The 16,222-nt window shown below is 29.9% G+C and carries 9 protein-coding genes; 4 read left to right on the top strand and 5 right to left on the bottom strand.

Going from position 1 to position 16,222, the window contains the following annotated elements; all coding sequences use genetic code 11:
• Nucleotides 1-696: 696 nt before the first annotated feature.
• On the top strand, nt 697-3,717 hold the full coding sequence (locus BK054_RS10450) for a hypothetical protein (RefSeq protein WP_071307238.1): 3,021 nt from the start codon (nt 697-699) through the stop codon (nt 3,715-3,717).
• 4 nt (nt 3,718-3,721) lie between these two features.
• Entirely contained in the window at nt 3,722-9,634 is a 5,913-nt protein-coding gene (locus BK054_RS10445) for a DEAD/DEAH box helicase (protein WP_071307237.1), read from the top strand.
• 142 nt (nt 9,635-9,776) lie between these two features.
• Here the strand turns inward: BK054_RS10445 and BK054_RS10440 are convergent, their stop codons facing one another.
• From BK054_RS10440 to BK054_RS10425, 4 genes are read right to left on the bottom strand one after another with little or no spacing between them, the layout of a single operon-like run.
• On the bottom strand, nt 9,777-10,433 hold the full coding sequence (locus tag BK054_RS10440; protein ID WP_071307236.1) for an SEC-C metal-binding domain-containing protein: 657 nt from the start codon (nt 10,431-10,433) through the stop codon (nt 9,777-9,779).
• Complete coding sequence (locus BK054_RS10435; RefSeq protein WP_071307235.1) at nt 10,430-11,368, bottom strand: CBASS cGAMP synthase; 939 nt, start codon at nt 11,366-11,368, stop codon at nt 10,430-10,432. Before BK054_RS10435 ends, BK054_RS10440 begins: the two co-directional genes overlap by 4 nt.
• A gap of 4 nt (nt 11,369-11,372) precedes the next feature.
• A complete protein-coding gene (locus tag BK054_RS10430; protein WP_071307234.1) occupies nt 11,373-12,395 on the bottom strand; it encodes a CBASS cGAMP-activated phospholipase in 1,023 nt (340 codons plus the stop codon).
• A gap of 6 nt (nt 12,396-12,401) precedes the next feature.
• Nucleotides 12,402-12,674: a hypothetical protein gene (locus BK054_RS10425; RefSeq protein WP_071307233.1), complete on the bottom strand. Its 273-nt coding sequence runs from the start codon at nt 12,672-12,674 to the stop codon at nt 12,402-12,404.
• 289 nt (nt 12,675-12,963) lie between these two features.
• Between BK054_RS10425 and BK054_RS10420 the strand changes: the two genes are divergently transcribed.
• Both BK054_RS10420 and BK054_RS10415 read left to right on the top strand, forming a co-directional pair.
• Entirely contained in the window at nt 12,964-14,409 is a 1,446-nt protein-coding gene (locus tag BK054_RS10420) for a sigma 54-interacting transcriptional regulator (RefSeq protein ID WP_232234261.1), read from the top strand.
• 130 nt (nt 14,410-14,539) lie between these two features.
• Complete coding sequence (locus BK054_RS10415) at nt 14,540-15,520, top strand: IS30 family transposase (protein WP_006265742.1); 981 nt, start codon at nt 14,540-14,542, stop codon at nt 15,518-15,520.
• Nucleotides 15,521-16,023: 503 nt separating this feature from the next.
• On the opposite strand, the gene BK054_RS10405 is transcribed toward BK054_RS10415, so the two are convergent.
• Nucleotides 16,024-16,206, bottom strand: a complete 183-nt coding sequence (locus tag BK054_RS10405) for a hypothetical protein (RefSeq protein WP_071307230.1) — start codon at nt 16,204-16,206, stop codon at nt 16,024-16,026.
• Nucleotides 16,207-16,222 lie beyond the last annotated feature (16 nt).

The following is a 16,222-nucleotide window of genomic DNA, read 5'->3' as shown; positions in this document are numbered from 1 at the left end:
TTAATAAGAAAGCTTTACAATTAAAACAAAGAATCTTTTCTTAAGAGTTTGGGTTGCCATTTATATGATTTAATTTTGAGAAGCAATCTTTAAAAACAAGTATAAAATATCAAACTTAGCACAAGATATCCTATTCGGTGTAGCAGTAGCTGATGCACTAGGAGTTCCTTTCGAATTTAAGTTTCCAAAATAGATTGCTCTTCTTTAAAATCAGATACCAATTAATTTAATCCTCAAAGAAAATTTACTCCCTAAATTCAATAATAAAAAACAGGTTCTTATTAATTAACTCTTTTATGAGTAATTAATTAGTGGGTTAAGAATAGGTAAATCTATTTGTATATACAATAACTACTTCTCTATTTCATAATGTCTATATTAATTAGTTTTAAAATACAAAGTAAACTCTATAATCTACAATCAATACACATAGTTTTTTTTAACAATAGATCTCATATTTCACATAATTAAAGCCTCAAAATAATCTCTTAACTAAAAATACAAGGCCATTCACCAATTAACTGATCATTCTAAAATAAAAAGTTTAATATCTTTACTTTATTTTAAACAAGTACTTTTTTGAATTTTTAAAAAATATTCTAACAACTTATAGTAAAAACAATACATTATCTAAAAAATAGTATACATTAACATTCTCATAATTTATTTATAAATTAGTCAAAACATAAAACATTCATGAGTTTTTTCAACGGTCTACTTAAAAAAAATAATTTATCCCAGCACGATGGTAGAGCATTATGGAAATATAAACTAAATGATTCTGATATAATTAGTTTAATTTCAAAATTACAATTTGGAAAAATTGATTCTATAGATCCTCGAGATGCAACTTTATTTTACTCCATCTGGTGGAAAAAAAAATATGCTGGTAATTCACCCAGTAAAAAGTCTATTTTTGAGAGTATTGGAGGAAATAGTAGATTCTATTATACTTGTGATGAATTTTATGATTTAGCAAAAAAAGGTGCACGTATATTAAGTATAAAGTGGATAAAAAAACAGAACACCTTGTATTTTAGAACTTTATTGTTACAAGGAGGATTACCTCTAGATCATATTTCTAAAAATCAAAGCCAGTATCAAAATTTTCTGCTTGCTGTTCTTGAAGAACAACCCAACACTATTGAAGATTTTATTTTTAAATCTGAAATCACATCACTCCTACCTAAGTCTAGTCAAAATGAAGTAATTTATGAAAACTGTCTGGAAATAGTTAAATCTATTCTAGAAGATAAAGAGGATTTTGAAGAATTATTAAACTCTGACGAAGTAATAAAGTCTATTTCGACTCAACTTAAGAAGAGGAAAACAGATCTCCAAAAAAAGACAAGGATTTCAAAACCAAGGAATTATTGGACAATGAAATTAGATGACAATAACACTGAAATCTCCTTAAAAGTTGGACTTGCCGATACTTATACTAGTATTTCTCTTGCTGATATTTTAGGTTTAGAAATAAAAGAAAGAGAATATCAGTTTTACATTAATGATGATCTAATATGCATTTTTAGGAAAATGGCGAATGGAAATTTTAAAACAGACTGGTACTGTCAACACAACATTCAATGGCTTCAAAATAATAATTTCCCATATACATATGTTATCGTTAATAACCAAAAAATTGAAATTAATGATTTTATTCAGATAACTCCTAACTTCGATGAACCAAGTCTTTGGGATAAGTACTCCGAAAATGAGTGGAGATTAATAAAAGGTAATGGAACCACAAGTAAACAAGCTGCTGTATTGTTTCCTAATAATTGGAAGTCAAATATTGTAGCTCAACAGCTTCAAATATATGACAAAGATTTGTCTTGGTTACAATTTGAAGGGGAAACAGAAGTTTTTAAAGGCAACGAGGTAATTAAATACTTAAGTTCTGTCAATTCTTTTAACTGGACGATAGTTAGCCAAAAGCCTTCAAACATACTTAAAGCTAATATGCCGATAGTCAATAAAATACCTTGCGTATTAGTGTATGACCAAAACAATATTTTAATTACTCCTCCTAAACACAAAGCCTGGTTTAAAAAACACAATTCTAATGAAAATTGGATAGAATTAACAAAGGAAAACAACATACCTAATGGTTGTATTAATCTTAAAATAGAAAAAGAAGGGCTCATAGCTTATGATAAGTTTTTCAATATTGGATCTTTAGACATTAAATATCTAAATAGATCCCTTGATAAAGCAGAAATTGAACTAAATAATTTTGATGATTTTGACTTTATTATTAATGAATCAGAAATATTAAATATAGAAAAAAAAGATAATAATTATCTTTTAAAGATAGATATTCAAGATGGTAAAATTCCAACATCCATCAAAGGAAGTATTGGCTATTCAAATCAACAAAAATTACATTTTGAGTTAGATTCTCCATTTCGAGGAATGGCTATAACAGATAAAAATGGAAATATAGTTCACGAAAAAACCAAACTTTCTTTATCTAATTTATATGGATTCAGGATCTTAAACAGCTTTAATACAGAGTCAATTATAACTATTAGAAATGGTTTAAAAGATGATGTTAAAATATCTGTTGAGCTAAAAAAATCCCCATTTCCAATTATTGCATTAAAAGAAGAAATTAACAGATTGTATTATTTAGCTGATATCATGAACTATAAAAATAAAGTTCACATAGATCTTGCCGATGACAAAAACAAAAAATCTTATGAATTATTAGGATTTAGCCATACTTTAAATACAAATAACCAAATAGATAGAAATCTTAGCTTATATAATAGTAAGGACGATTTAGATTTATATGCAGTACCTCTAAATTGTTCTTCCAAAGATATAGAGCTAATTCCATTATTTAAAAAAGAATATGTATATACTATTCCACTAACTAGTATTACCAATCAATTTATTATCATATCTTCTAAAGAAAGTGATTCTCAATTAATGCCACGATTTGTTAATACAGATAAAAGCTTTATTAGTACAAACAAATACGATCGAATTCAAAAAATTCATAATCAGCTAATTGAAAACAATTTTAAGGATGATATTTGGGAACAAGTTCTCAAATATTTCCAGATATGTATAAATAACAATATCCCCTTTTCTACCTTTGATGAGTTAAGAGCAATTTCTAAAAGTTCTTTAATCGCATCTAAAGCCTTCTTATATCTCGGAATTTATCAACATAATACCGATGAGTATATACAAAAATACATACCCGAGATTGAAAAAGATTTAGGTTTTTGCTTTCACTGGATTAAAAAGTCTGATTGGCAATCATCATTAGCTGATATTTGTGAATGTTTCGAGATTGAAGATCTAACTACAATGATTAGCTTAATAAATCTATATATGCAAGAGAACAATCTCATAAATCTAGCACGCTATATATCAGATAATTTAATAGAAAAAAACAAAATTTATAATCAAGATATTATTGAGATTAGAGCTGAACTTGGGGAGCATGTGCTTAGTATATTACCTAAAGATCTACCAAAAATATCAAAAGACTATAATATCCCTATTCAAGAACACCCTCAAATAAAATTATTACTACATTCACCCATAGCAGTTGCTGAAGCTATTAATGATACACAACACGATTTTTCCATATGGGATGATAGTGTGTTTGGGGAAACTCTTAGGCGTAACATTCAATATAGTCAATACTTAAACCCTAATTTTTACAACAAAGTCATTTTACACGTCCTTCAAAAAAAATAGAAACATGAACTTTAAAGAATTTTACACTAAAACAGAAAATAGATTAACTGATGCTATTTTGTCTTTATGGGCCACTGGCGATAAAGATATGCAGGATTACTTTAATTTTTTACTATCTCAAGAACCTATAATGGCCGAGGCTATATTTCAAAATATGTTTCCTTGGGAACAAGATAAATTAACATTTGAACAAACAACTGTGTTTCAAGAGGGCTTTAAAAATGCGCTAAACTCTATTAAAGATCCTGATTTTAGATTTCCTAATGATCGAAAACCATACAAGCATCAATTACAGAGTTGGGATATATTGCTTAATAAAAAAAAATCCATAGCTGTAACAACTGGAACCGGTTCTGGTAAAACCGAATGTTTTATGCTACCTGTTTTACAAGATCTTCATGAAAACTGCAACAATCAAGAAGGGATTAATGCTATATTTTTATATCCTTTAAACGCCTTAATATCAAGTCAAAAAAAAAGAATGCATGCCTGGTGTTCTGCATTAAATGGAATTAAGTATGCTCTTTTAACAGGCGATACCGACAATAAAGTAAGTAGTCTTGAACAAAAGAAAAAAGCTTTACCTGAACTTATTTCTAGAGAACAAATAAGAAATAATCCACCTCAAATTTTATTTACTAACCCTACCATGCTAGAATACATGCTGGTTAGAAATGCTGACGTCTCAATCCTTGAGAAATCAAAAGGAAAACTCAGATGGATACTTTTAGACGAAGCCCATACACTAACAGGTTCCAAAGCTGCAGAAATGGCTTTATTAATACGAAGAGTAATCAATGCTTTTGATGTAGATATAAAAAACATCAGATTTGCTATTACCTCTGCTACTGTCGGTGATGGAAACTCAGATACTTTAAAAAAATTCATGTCTGATCTTTGTGGGATTACAACAAACCAAATAGAAATTATTAAAGGAAAAAGAGTTAATAATCAAATTAATAATAATGATATACCTGATTTATCTGAAAAAATAACACAACAGAAAATAATTAAACTTAGAAACTCTTTTTTAAACAATCCTGCTCTAAGTCAGCATGAAATCGGTAATATTTTAGACATATCTAATAAATCAGAGCAATTAGAAGCAATTGATATCATAGCTAATCAAAAAATAAATAGTATAAATCTATTACCCTTAAGAGGACATTTTTTCACTAGAGGCATTGGAGGTGTTTATGTTTGCACAAATACTAAATGTGAGGAACATAAAGATCATAAACCTAAAAAAGCCATAGGTACTATGTACACACTGGCTAGTAAAAATTGCAATTGTGGTTATCCTTTATTAGAACTAATTGCATGCAGAAGTTGCGGAAACATGATGCTTGAAGGCGAACGAATTAAAAACACTAAGGGCCGAGACAAAATAAGCCAACAAACAACTATTGGGTACGATGCATTTCATATTGAAGAAAATGATGTGGAAGAAGATGACACTGGGCAATCAAAACAAATAAAATCATCAACAAATATAGCGCGTTTTATAATTTTCAATAAAAATCACAATACTAAAAACAGAGAATTAATCTCTTGTTCAATCACTCAAAATAATGATATTATTTCTGGGGATGATTTTTACATGACAGAAGAAACCAAATGCCCACACTGTGGTAATCAAAATGATAATCCTATTCATTTCAGGATTTCTTCAACTTTTACAAACAGAATTTTATCAGATCTTGTATTAGATCAAACTCAAAGTTCCAATAAAATAAATTCCAAAACCCTCTATAGTGGTAAAAAATATATGTCTTTCACAGATAGTAGACAAGGAACGGCTCAAATCTCGGCTCTAATAAATATTGACAATGAGAGCAATTGGATTAGATACCAAACCTATCATTTTTTACTAAAAAAATTAGAATCAAATAATATAGATGCTAGTCATGATGAGCTATTACAAGCTAGAGCTAGTTACGTTGATCATTTAGATAAAGCTCTTCCTTTTATGAAAAAGGATCTTCAAGAAAAGATTGAAGAATTAGATATACTAATTAACGCTCAAGACAATGGATCATTATCACAAAGTCGATCATCTTGGAATGAAATTATAGATAGTATTAAACAAAAAGAAAGTTTCAAAACACTATTTAAAAAAGTAGGTAGAGGCGACAATATTGAATATGATGGTAATGCATATGCAAAAGCACTATTATATGATCAATTTGCACGTAGAATCCCAAGAGAAAGGTCCTTAGAAAACTTAGGGTTAATTAATATTGTATATCCTTCACTAGACAATTGCATCTTACCTGATATTGCTAAAAAGCAAAACATTGATTTAGAAGAATGGAAAAGTCTATTGAAAATCGCTGCTGATTATATCGTCAGATATAATTTCAACTTTTTTGTAGATGATGCCATTAAAAGTTTCACGACTAAACCTTATCGCTCCCAGTTATTATATCAATCTAACAGTGAAGAAACTAATGTTAAAAGATGGGGAATATATAATCCAAAATCTATTTCACAATCGCGATTGGTTTTACTAATTTGTGCTGGACTAGGTTGGCATGATAAAGAAGTTATTACTCAAGATCGAGAAGATATTTTAAACGAATTATTAGAAAAAATATGGAGAACTTTAAAAGAAAAAATACTCACAGCAGATAATAACGGATACAAATTAGATTTCATTAAACATACTCAATTTGAAATTGCAGGTAAAGTGTATTTATGTCCAGTAACTAATCGTTTAGTTGACAAAATATTCAAAGATTATTCTCCTTTAATAAAAGGAAATCTGAGCTCTGATAACATCAATAATTATAAAGTCGATAACAATAAAAGTCATCAATTTCCTACTTTTAGTGCTCCTTATCATCGAAACAAAGAGAATGATAAAATCACAAAAGAGGACGTTGAAAAATGGTTATATGTAAATAGTTCAGAAGCACGTAAAAAAGGAATATGGAATGACCTGCATGAACGCATATATGATTTTGACAAACTTTATCTTGCTGGTGAACACTCAGCACAACAAAGTAAAAAAAGATTAGCAGAACTTGAAGAACAATTTGAAGATGGAGAAATTAACATATTAAGCTGCTCTACAACCATGGAAATGGGAGTGGATATTGGCAGTATATCTGCTGTAGTTATGAGCAACGTTCCACCAATGCCTGCAAACTATCTACAAAGGACTGGACGTGCTGGGCGTCGTTCTGAAAATAAATCATTGGCCTTGACATTCTGTGCTCCTAATCCTATTGGTTTACGAACGATGAATAACCCAAAATGGGCATTAGAGCATCCCATAGCTCCTCCGATTTTAGCATTTGATAGCAAAAACATTGTGATCAGACACGTTAATTCCCTTCTTTTCGGAATGTTTATCAGACAGCAAGATAACAACAATAAAGGTTTGAACATTAAAGAAAATATTGAGAAATTTTTCTATGACGGACAACCAACCATTGCTGAAAATTTTCTAAACTGGCTTGAAAAAACTAATGAATCTATTTTGAAAAAACCTTTAGAGTTATTAGTAAAAGAAACTCCATTACATAATAGTAGTATCGGACAACTAGTAACCTTAGTAAAAGATAATTTCAAAAAAGTAATGTTTGGTATTAAAAATCAAAAAGAAGGTTTTGAAAAGAAATTGTCAGAATTAAGTACTGAATTTGGGGATAACAGCCCAGCATTCAAAGCATTAAAATATAGACAAAGTCAATTCTTTCAAAAATTTGTATTAAGTTATCTAACTGAAGATAATTTTTTACCTAATGCTGGCTTACCTACTGGTATAGTTGATTTTGAGAAAATAACAATTAAAGATCTCAAAAAGACTAAAAAAACTATCATAAAATCAAATCCAACCTATCCTATTGTAAAAGCTCTAACAGAATTTGCACCAGGTAATAATATTTTAATCGATGGTTTAAACTACAAGTCATCAGGAATTATTTTAAAAAACAACTGGGGACATGCAGCAGAACGCTCAACAATACAAGCATGTAAAAAGTGTGGTTATCAGCGTACAGCTGTATTTGGTAAAATTGATGAGATTTGTCCAAATTGCAATAATGGGGCCTCTTTTACTGGTATTGAATTAAAAGATCATAAAGCTGCTTTTACAGAGTTATTAGAGCCTGTTGGTTTTGCTATCCCATTACATTATAACCCAACAAGAATACTTTCAGAAAAAATAAGGCCTCAATACTTAGAACCATTACTGCTTAATATCTCTCCATGGCAACAAAATCAAAATAGAGCTATTGCATATCGCTCCAGTACCGAAGAAGATCAAACAGAAATTCTTTTTTATAATAATGGAGAAGGAAATGGTTATAGTGTTTGTTTAGATTGTGGTAGAGTTGAAATGACCCGTGAGAAATTAGAAAATCACTACCGATTAAGGGGTGGAAAAGACAACAACGGAGAAAGCATTTGTGATGCTAAAAATATTAGAGATCATATAATCCTGGGAAGTAAATTTAAAACTGACTTTACTGAAATCAGAATAATTAATAGAGATAGTTCATTTGTCAATAATAAAAAACTAGTTTATTCATTAGGTGTCATTTTGACAAAGTCTTTAGCAGAGCACTTGGCAATTGAAGAAGCAGAGCTGAATTTTGGTATCAAAAACTATGGTGGCTATTATACAATTTTCATCTATGATACCGCGAAAGGTGGTGCGGGTTATTCCTCACAATTTAGATTGTATACTGAAAAAATACTAAAGAATGCTTTAGAGGTTTTAGAAAAATGTAAATGTAATAGTAGTGGTTGTACACGCTGTTTAATTGATAGAAATTCTCAATGGCATATTGAAGATTTAGATCGAATCACCGCAATAGACTGGCTCAATTTTGCAATACACAAACAGCTACCCAAAGATTTAAACTCAGCTAATCCTATTTTTGGTAATCTACTAGATGAAATAAATCGTTACAATTATCATTTTGGTATTAAAGAAATCAATATCCATATAAATAACTCGATCTCGAATTGGGATACAGAAACTATTAGTTGGTTAGATGAATTAAAAAGAAATAGAATAAATATTAATCTTATAATTGAGGGTGAAATTGGATATGTTAATAACAACGAAAAACTATCAATTCATTTACTATCTCATAATTTTAATCTTAAACAAGGTGAAAACACAATGTTTTCTCATTATCCTATTCATATGTCTCTAGTCTTAGAAAACAATCAAATAGTAGGATTCATATCACAACAGGATTACTCTAACCTAAATAATAAATGGGGCTATAACATGTCTGAAAATTTCTATCAAATAGAAATGTTAAGTACTACTAATTACTCTTTAATTAAAACACCTGATTTTGATGATAATAACTTGTTTGAATCACGAATTAAGACTCTACCTAATAATACAAAGAGTAACCAAATAGCAGATTTAATGATCAAGAACTTAGCCAGAGCTGATGAGTTAATACCTAAAATAAAAAATAAAACATATAAAGTTTCTTATTTTGATAAATACAATTTATCAGAGTTTTCATTGCGTTTAATGCTTCAATTTATTGATCAATTAAAAACACATTGGGAACTAGATATTAGTAACTTTTCTGTACATCTTGAAGAGAAAAAATTTAAAGAGGAAAAGGCTCCTTTATATATAATTCATAATTACAAAAAGATTTTAGATTATGAATCTAAACTATTAAAATTATCTTCTGATCTAAACTTCAAAGTAGTGCTCAAAAAAGAAACGAAGCTACCTCATTACAGATATTTTCAATTCGAGGCAGAAGAAAGTTCTTTCATAATTCGAATTGATGGAGGCATTGCTCATGGTTTTAAACCTGTTGAATGGTTATCTGAAAAAGACATTTCTTCTGATAATCAAGTTTTTGAAATATGTAAAGATGTACACCATGATATAATATTCAATATAAACCATGAATCAAAGAAAATCTAATTTTATTTTTAAAAACTAAAAATACAGATATTAATACAGAAAGCTGTTAAGTTAAGATCTACTACAGATGCAACTTGACAGCTTTTTTTTAGACGGACTTAATAATTTATTCTTTGTATTATTAAAAGGTTTATTATCATATTTAGTATTTATATTTTACTTTGTTAAGCATTTCAATTATTTGTTGCATACGATCCTCTCCCATTGATTTAATTAATTGATATATGGTCTTATGGCAAATTCTATATTTCTTACCACTTCCACAAAAACATTTTGCTGTGCGTAATGGTGCATCATTATTATAAATATATATCATCAAGTTTAATATTACATTCAAATCTTTGGTGTCAAAAAGATCATATAAAGACTCTAATATGCCTTGTAAACCGTGAGATCTTTCCTGAAGAAAATAGCCTTCTTTTTCTCTAAAGCTTTGATGATGTAAAAATGGTATAATATGATTCTGTATAAAATCCGTTAATGTATACCCCTTGCCACAATAAATGTATTCCTCTATAGGAGTACAAAGACAAAAGTGACCATCATGATATAGATGCCAATCCACATTATATGGTAATCTACCTTTTGTTTCATACACTAAAGGAAAACTTTTAGGATAGTCTATATTGCATTCAATTCGAATTGTATAATTATCGTATACTTGTTGGTGATCATCAAATAGATTAATTCTACCCTCTAAAAAAGGAAGAGAATCTTCCCGACTATATAATTTTAAGCCGGGAAAATTTTCTATAGCACATATGGTCTCTTCTTTGAATTTAACATATACTAGACTCATACCCCAAAAGGTTTAGAAGTTATTGCACCTAAAGCTGCTGCAGCTGAACTAAGTGATCTATTTTCCTCTTTGTTCTGCCCTAAAGGAAACCTATCTCCTAAATGTTTTCGCCATGCTTTACTTGATTCTCTATGATTCGATTCAAAAAGAGCTCTATCAGCATCTTCAATAAATCTATCTAGACAATCTAGAAATTTATCTTTATTTACATAACTGTCTAACAAATCATCTTTGGGTACTGCAGGTACAATACATTCAAATTTATTGGTCAAATCCCTTTTAATTTCTTTTAAAATGTCACGTAGTGAAATATCATCACGCTCATTCAGTACAATTCTATTTTTTGCATTTGTAGCTAAAATTGTCAAAGCTAAACCACTAGGCATCTTAAAAGTTTGCTTGTCTGCCCAACCTTTTAAATATTTAATAATACGAACTAATCTACCTTCTTTGTCTTTATTTGATACAAACCAATCAACCACAGCTTTAGGATCACTATCTTCAAAACCACTTCCATTAACAGCTAGTTTGTACTCTTGTCCTTCGACTTTATAATACACTGGATGATCAATTTCATAATCATTCACAAAAATAGATCGTACACATTTTTTCCTGTTTTCAGGTTTAGTATCTGTATGACCATCAACTGCCTGCTTTACCCAGTCCTTTAAAGTAGACGCGGATACATCTGGTTGTCTGAAAAAATAAATACCATCATCTAAATCACAAATATCTTGTGATGTTCGTATTCCATTTTTCATCTTATAAGATCCTTGTATGTAAAAACAAGGCTTATAATCAGGATGATTTTTTTCAAACCAAGCTTTAATTCGTTTACGAAGAGCTTCTTTTGAATTCTTCATTTTTTCGTTCTTCTTTGAACTTATTGATATCTCTTGATGATATTCTTGAAATAAATTGTGACTATTTGCCATCTTGTTATTGTTTTATAAAATTTAAAATTTCTACTAATCGATTTTTAGCTAATTCATCTCCTATCGATTTCATACGGTCTATATGTTTCTTTTTTGACGTATTAAGCTCTATATTGTCCCCTTTCATATCATGTTGAATACGTAAGTGGCTAAATGTATTCCCCTTTTTTGCTAATGCCTGATGTAAAAACAATAGATACTTTTCAGTAATTTGGGTCTGGGTATCTAAAACTAAATCAACCAATTTGGGATTAGGAAATAACCAGTCAAATACATTTTTTGGTCTCCAAGAACGTTTTATTATCTGTTTTCCTTGACCTGTTCCCAAAGATAAAAGTGCTATATTTTCAATAGGAATATCAAGTTTATCAGTAGCTTCAAATAATCCAATTAATGCTGGATTATTAGCAAATACTCCTCCATCTATCATATTAATGTTAACACCACTCCCTAATTCATTGTCAAATGAAAATGTATGTGGAGGGAAATATACTGGTGCTGAAGCACTTGACATTGCCGCATGATACGCTGGAATTTTATAATCTCTTTTATAGTCCGCATGGTGATTAGTTTTTAGTACATTAATCTCACCATTGTTTCCATTAAATGTAGGAATACATACTTTTGTTTTAAGATCGTTCATTAAAGGATCCTTCCCCTCATTTGCCTCAGCATAGACTTCTTTTATTTTTTTCAGCAGCTTTTTATTGCTATAAATCGCTGTAAAAAAAGCCATGCTCTTACGAGGTATAAAACGAAATACAAATCTTGGAAAAATAATTTTCGCGTGATCTTCATAAAAATTAGCTAATTCTTTAGCAGGTATTCCTAACGCTACACCTATTGCTAAAATAGCTCCTGTTGAAGTACCACAGATTAAATCAAAATGTTCATATAGTGATTTATTTGGTTGATCTTTTTGTAATTCTGTCTCTAACTCAGCTAAGATTTTGGCAGGGATAAGTCCTCTTATCCCGCCTCCATCAATAGAGAGTATTCTAAATTTTTGATTATCTTCTCTATCCATCCTCAATCATTTAAATGGTTCTCCACACACCGCTGCCCATTCACCCCAAACTGTTGCTACACATCTTTCTAAAACTATTCCTAGTGCTTTAGCGGTTAGCTTTGCCTCATCTCTTGCTTCTACAGCTGATTTATCTGAGTGATACAAAGTAGTATTAGGAAAATAAATCATTTCACAATTAATTAATCCAGGAATACTGTCCTTATATCCTAATTCAAACATTCTTTGTTTAAATTCCTGATGTTTAGAAGGAATATCATAAGTAATTAATACTTGCATAATTTTAAAATTTAATGTTTAAAAAAAGATTGTTTAATTTAGTTAGTCTCTTTTTTCTAATTGATTTTTACCTGTTGTTCTCACAGTTGTCTTTTAGCTACCTCTGATGCAAATAACAATAGACACAATTCACTTTTCATTGTACTTTTCTATACCATTTTATACACCTCCTTTCTTATTTATTCATCTCCATTAATACGAAATGTATGCCAAACCATTTTTAAGAGGTTTCGGCTTGTTTTTTACAAAAAAAATATCAATATTTGACAAACAACAATCAGTAACTGATATGAAAACATTAATATCATGGATGGCTAAAATGCATGATTTTACAAAAAACATGCCTATTGAAGTTGATGAAGAAGGACCTACTTGTACATTTCACAAAGAATTCTATCAGCACGATAGACATCTAATATTATATTCGAACAATGATAATGATGCTGATATTCGTATTGGAAAGCTTCTAACGGTCTTAAAACAGAAATACCCTAAACGTAATTTTGAATCACATCCTTTAAATATTCCTGACGTTATTAATATTCCAAAAATTAAAAGTAAGGTAGAGACCTTAATTATGAAGGAATGTAAAGACGATGAAATAACTATATTCTTTTCTCCTGGTACTTCAGCCATGCAAATTTCATGGTATCTGATAAATGAAGCAGGAATGTTTAATACAGAGCTTTTACAAGTACGCCCTAAACAACATTCAAACAGCAGAAAACCAGAATTATTAAAAATAGAAGTAGAAAAATCTACTATCCCTGGTAGCAGTATAATTAAAGAAGAAAGTGTTGCTCATCATAAAGAAAACTATCTTATTACAGACTCTTTAAAACCTATATACTCAAGAGCTTCAATGATTGCACAAGCTGATCAAGTAACTACTTTAATTTTCGGAGAGAGTGGTTCAGGAAAAGAGCACTTAGCAAATTATATACATAAAGAATCGGCTAGAAGTTCTAATCCTTTTATCGCAGTTAACTGCTCTGCATTTACAGATGAACTACTCGAATCAAGATTATTTGGTCATATAAAAGGAAGCTTTACTGGGGCAAGTTCAGATCATAAAGGGTTAATGGAAGAAGCGAATGGAGGAACTATATTTTTGGATGAAATCGGTGATATTTCACCATATATGCAGCAGGTACTACTTCGTGTAATCCAAGAGAAAAAAGTTTTAAGAATCGGTGATTCATTAGAGAAAAAAATTGATGTTAGGATTATTACTGCAACAAATAAAAATCTTCCCCTAAAATGTATGGAAGGTAGTTTTAGATGGGATTTATTTTATCGACTTGCTGTGACAGAATTGACCTTACCACCTTTAAGAGAAAGAGGAGTAAAAGAAGTTGAAGAACTACTAAATTTTTTTATTACCTCAAAACAAAAAATATTTAAAAGACCTAAAAAACTAAAGTTAGATAAAAAAAGTAGAAATTATATTTTAAATTATTCCTTTCCTGGTAACGTCAGAGAAATTGAGAACTTAGTTGAAAATCTTTACGTATTTAATACAGAAAGTGTATCTATGGAAACATTACCTGAAAGATTAATAAATACAACAGATGAATCAAAACTAGATTTAAAAACTGTAGAAAAATTACATATCAAAAAAGTACTAAAAATGGCCAAAAGTAAGCAACATGCTGCAGAACTCTTAGGATGCGTAATTAACACCTTGAATAAAAAAATAAAAGAGTATGATATTAAAACAGAGAACACATTTTAGTTCTTAGATTCAACTAATAAATGCAACAGCATTTAAAAAACGGCGGAGAACATTTGCTCCATGGAGCAAATGTTCTCCGCCGTTGGCGAAAAAAAACATCTACTTTTGAGGTTCCTACACACCCAAAAAGATGTCACATTTAACGTTAGAACAAAGATATAAAATAGAAGCATATAAAAAGGCAGGTAAATCACTTACTGAAATTGCTTGTTATATAGGCAAAGACAAGTCTGTTGTTAGCAGAGAGCTTAAGCGCAATTCAGACGAAAGAAATGGTGTTTATAAAGCTAATCTTGGACAAAGAAAGACAGCTCAACGACACAAAGAAAAACGCAAGAGAATACGCTTAACTGAAAACGTAAAAACAACTATTATAGACTATCTTAATCAAGATTATAGTCCAGAACAAATAGTAGGTAGAAGTAAACTTGAAGCAAAAGAAATGGTCTCTGTTGAATGTATTTATCAATTCATTTGGCAGAACAAAAAACAAGGAGGAAAGCTTTATAAGCATCTTAGAACTAAAGGTAAAAAATATAGAAAAAGAGGTGCATGCAAAGACAGTAGAGGCTTGATAAGTAATAGAGTAGATATTGAAAAAAGACCTAGTATAGTTGATGATAAATATAGAATAGGTGATCTTGAAATAGATTTAGTAATAGGGAAAAATCATCGTGGAGCACTGCTTACTATAAACGATAGAGCTACAGGGGTTTTATGGATGGGAAAGATAGAATCAAAGGAAGCTCACGTTGTAGAAGCTAAAATTATAGAACTCTTAAAAGACTTCAAACCGTTACTTCATACTATGACTTCTGATAACGGAAAAGAGTTTGCAAACCATCAAAATATAGCTAACACTCTAGAGCTTGATTACTACTTCGCAAAGCCTTATCACAGTTGGGAAAGAGGAGCTAATGAAAATTTAAATGGATTAGTAAGACAATATTTCCCTAAAATGACTAATTTCGATTTAATTACACAAGCAGCAATTGACAAGGCTGTAAATATTTTAAACAACAGACCAAGAAAGAGATTTGGTTTTAAATCGCCTAACGAAATTTTTACAGAAAAATTAAACCTAATGGTTACTGTTGCATTTAATACTTGAATCCACCGTTCTAATTAACTTCCATATAAAAAATTATGAGTTTTTTCAATACCCTTGGTCCAAGAAGAATTACGACACTTACACAAGATCTTTATGAAGGTTTTTTAATAGACACTGATGAAGAACATAATCACCTTTGGATTTATTTTACTGAAATAGCAAATCTAATTAATACGAAAAAAAAGAAATCGAAGATCAGTTCAAGAATGAAGATTATAAAGTAAAATTATCCTTTTTACAACAACCTATGTACTCAGTTTATGAAAATAAATTCGAGGATATTTTGTGTAAAAGTTTAATTGTCACTCTTATAAACTTCTTTTGTATTTTTCATACAATTCATAATATTTCATATGCGATATACACTTTACTGTTCCATCACGACATCCTTGTCGTCTATCTCTTCTTACACCATCAACAGCTTTACATATCTACTGGTAGCTGTGGATTTATATTTCCATGTTCATTGAAAGTATATTCAACCTCACCTGTTTCATCTGAAATCACGTAAAAAACTCCTGTGTATCCCCAAATATTACAAACACACCAACTACAATCCACGCTTTTTCTCCAACAACATCAAACGTTGGATTAAATTGTGCTCTTACAATCGTATCTCTAAGAGATGGATACGATTGTTGATATTGTTTTGCTATTTGAATAGCTTGTATCGCTGTTAATTTCATCCTATTCCAGTGTATA

Origin of the sequence: Myroides sp. ZB35, assembly GCF_001865835.1 — a bacterium.
Taxonomy (GTDB): Bacteria; Bacteroidota; Bacteroidia; order Flavobacteriales; family Flavobacteriaceae; genus Flavobacterium; species Flavobacterium odoratimimum.
The sequence above is the reverse complement of the archived record's forward strand: the minus strand, read 5'-3'. Positions and strand labels throughout refer to the sequence as shown.

Excerpts from the sequence above, each read along its gene's own strand:
- BK054_RS10445 (WP_071307237.1), top strand. The coding sequence starts at position 3,722 with ATGAACTTTAAAGAATTTTACACTAAAACAGAAAATAGATTAACTGAT.
- BK054_RS10435 (WP_071307235.1), bottom strand. The coding sequence starts at position 11,368 with ATGGCAAATAGTCACAATTTATTTCAAGAATATCATCAAGAGATATCA.
- BK054_RS10450 (WP_071307238.1), top strand. The coding sequence starts at position 697 with ATGAGTTTTTTCAACGGTCTACTTAAAAAAAATAATTTATCCCAGCAC.
- BK054_RS10420 (WP_232234261.1), top strand. The coding sequence starts at position 12,964 with ATGAAAACATTAATATCATGGATGGCTAAAATGCATGATTTTACAAAA.
- BK054_RS10440 (WP_071307236.1), bottom strand. The coding sequence starts at position 10,433 with ATGAGTCTAGTATATGTTAAATTCAAAGAAGAGACCATATGTGCTATA.
- BK054_RS10415 (WP_006265742.1), top strand. The coding sequence starts at position 14,540 with ATGTCACATTTAACGTTAGAACAAAGATATAAAATAGAAGCATATAAA.
- BK054_RS10430 (WP_071307234.1), bottom strand. The coding sequence starts at position 12,395 with ATGGATAGAGAAGATAATCAAAAATTTAGAATACTCTCTATTGATGGA.
- BK054_RS10425 (WP_071307233.1), bottom strand. The coding sequence starts at position 12,674 with ATGCAAGTATTAATTACTTATGATATTCCTTCTAAACATCAGGAATTT.
- BK054_RS10405 (WP_071307230.1), bottom strand. The coding sequence starts at position 16,206 with ATGAAATTAACAGCGATACAAGCTATTCAAATAGCAAAACAATATCAA.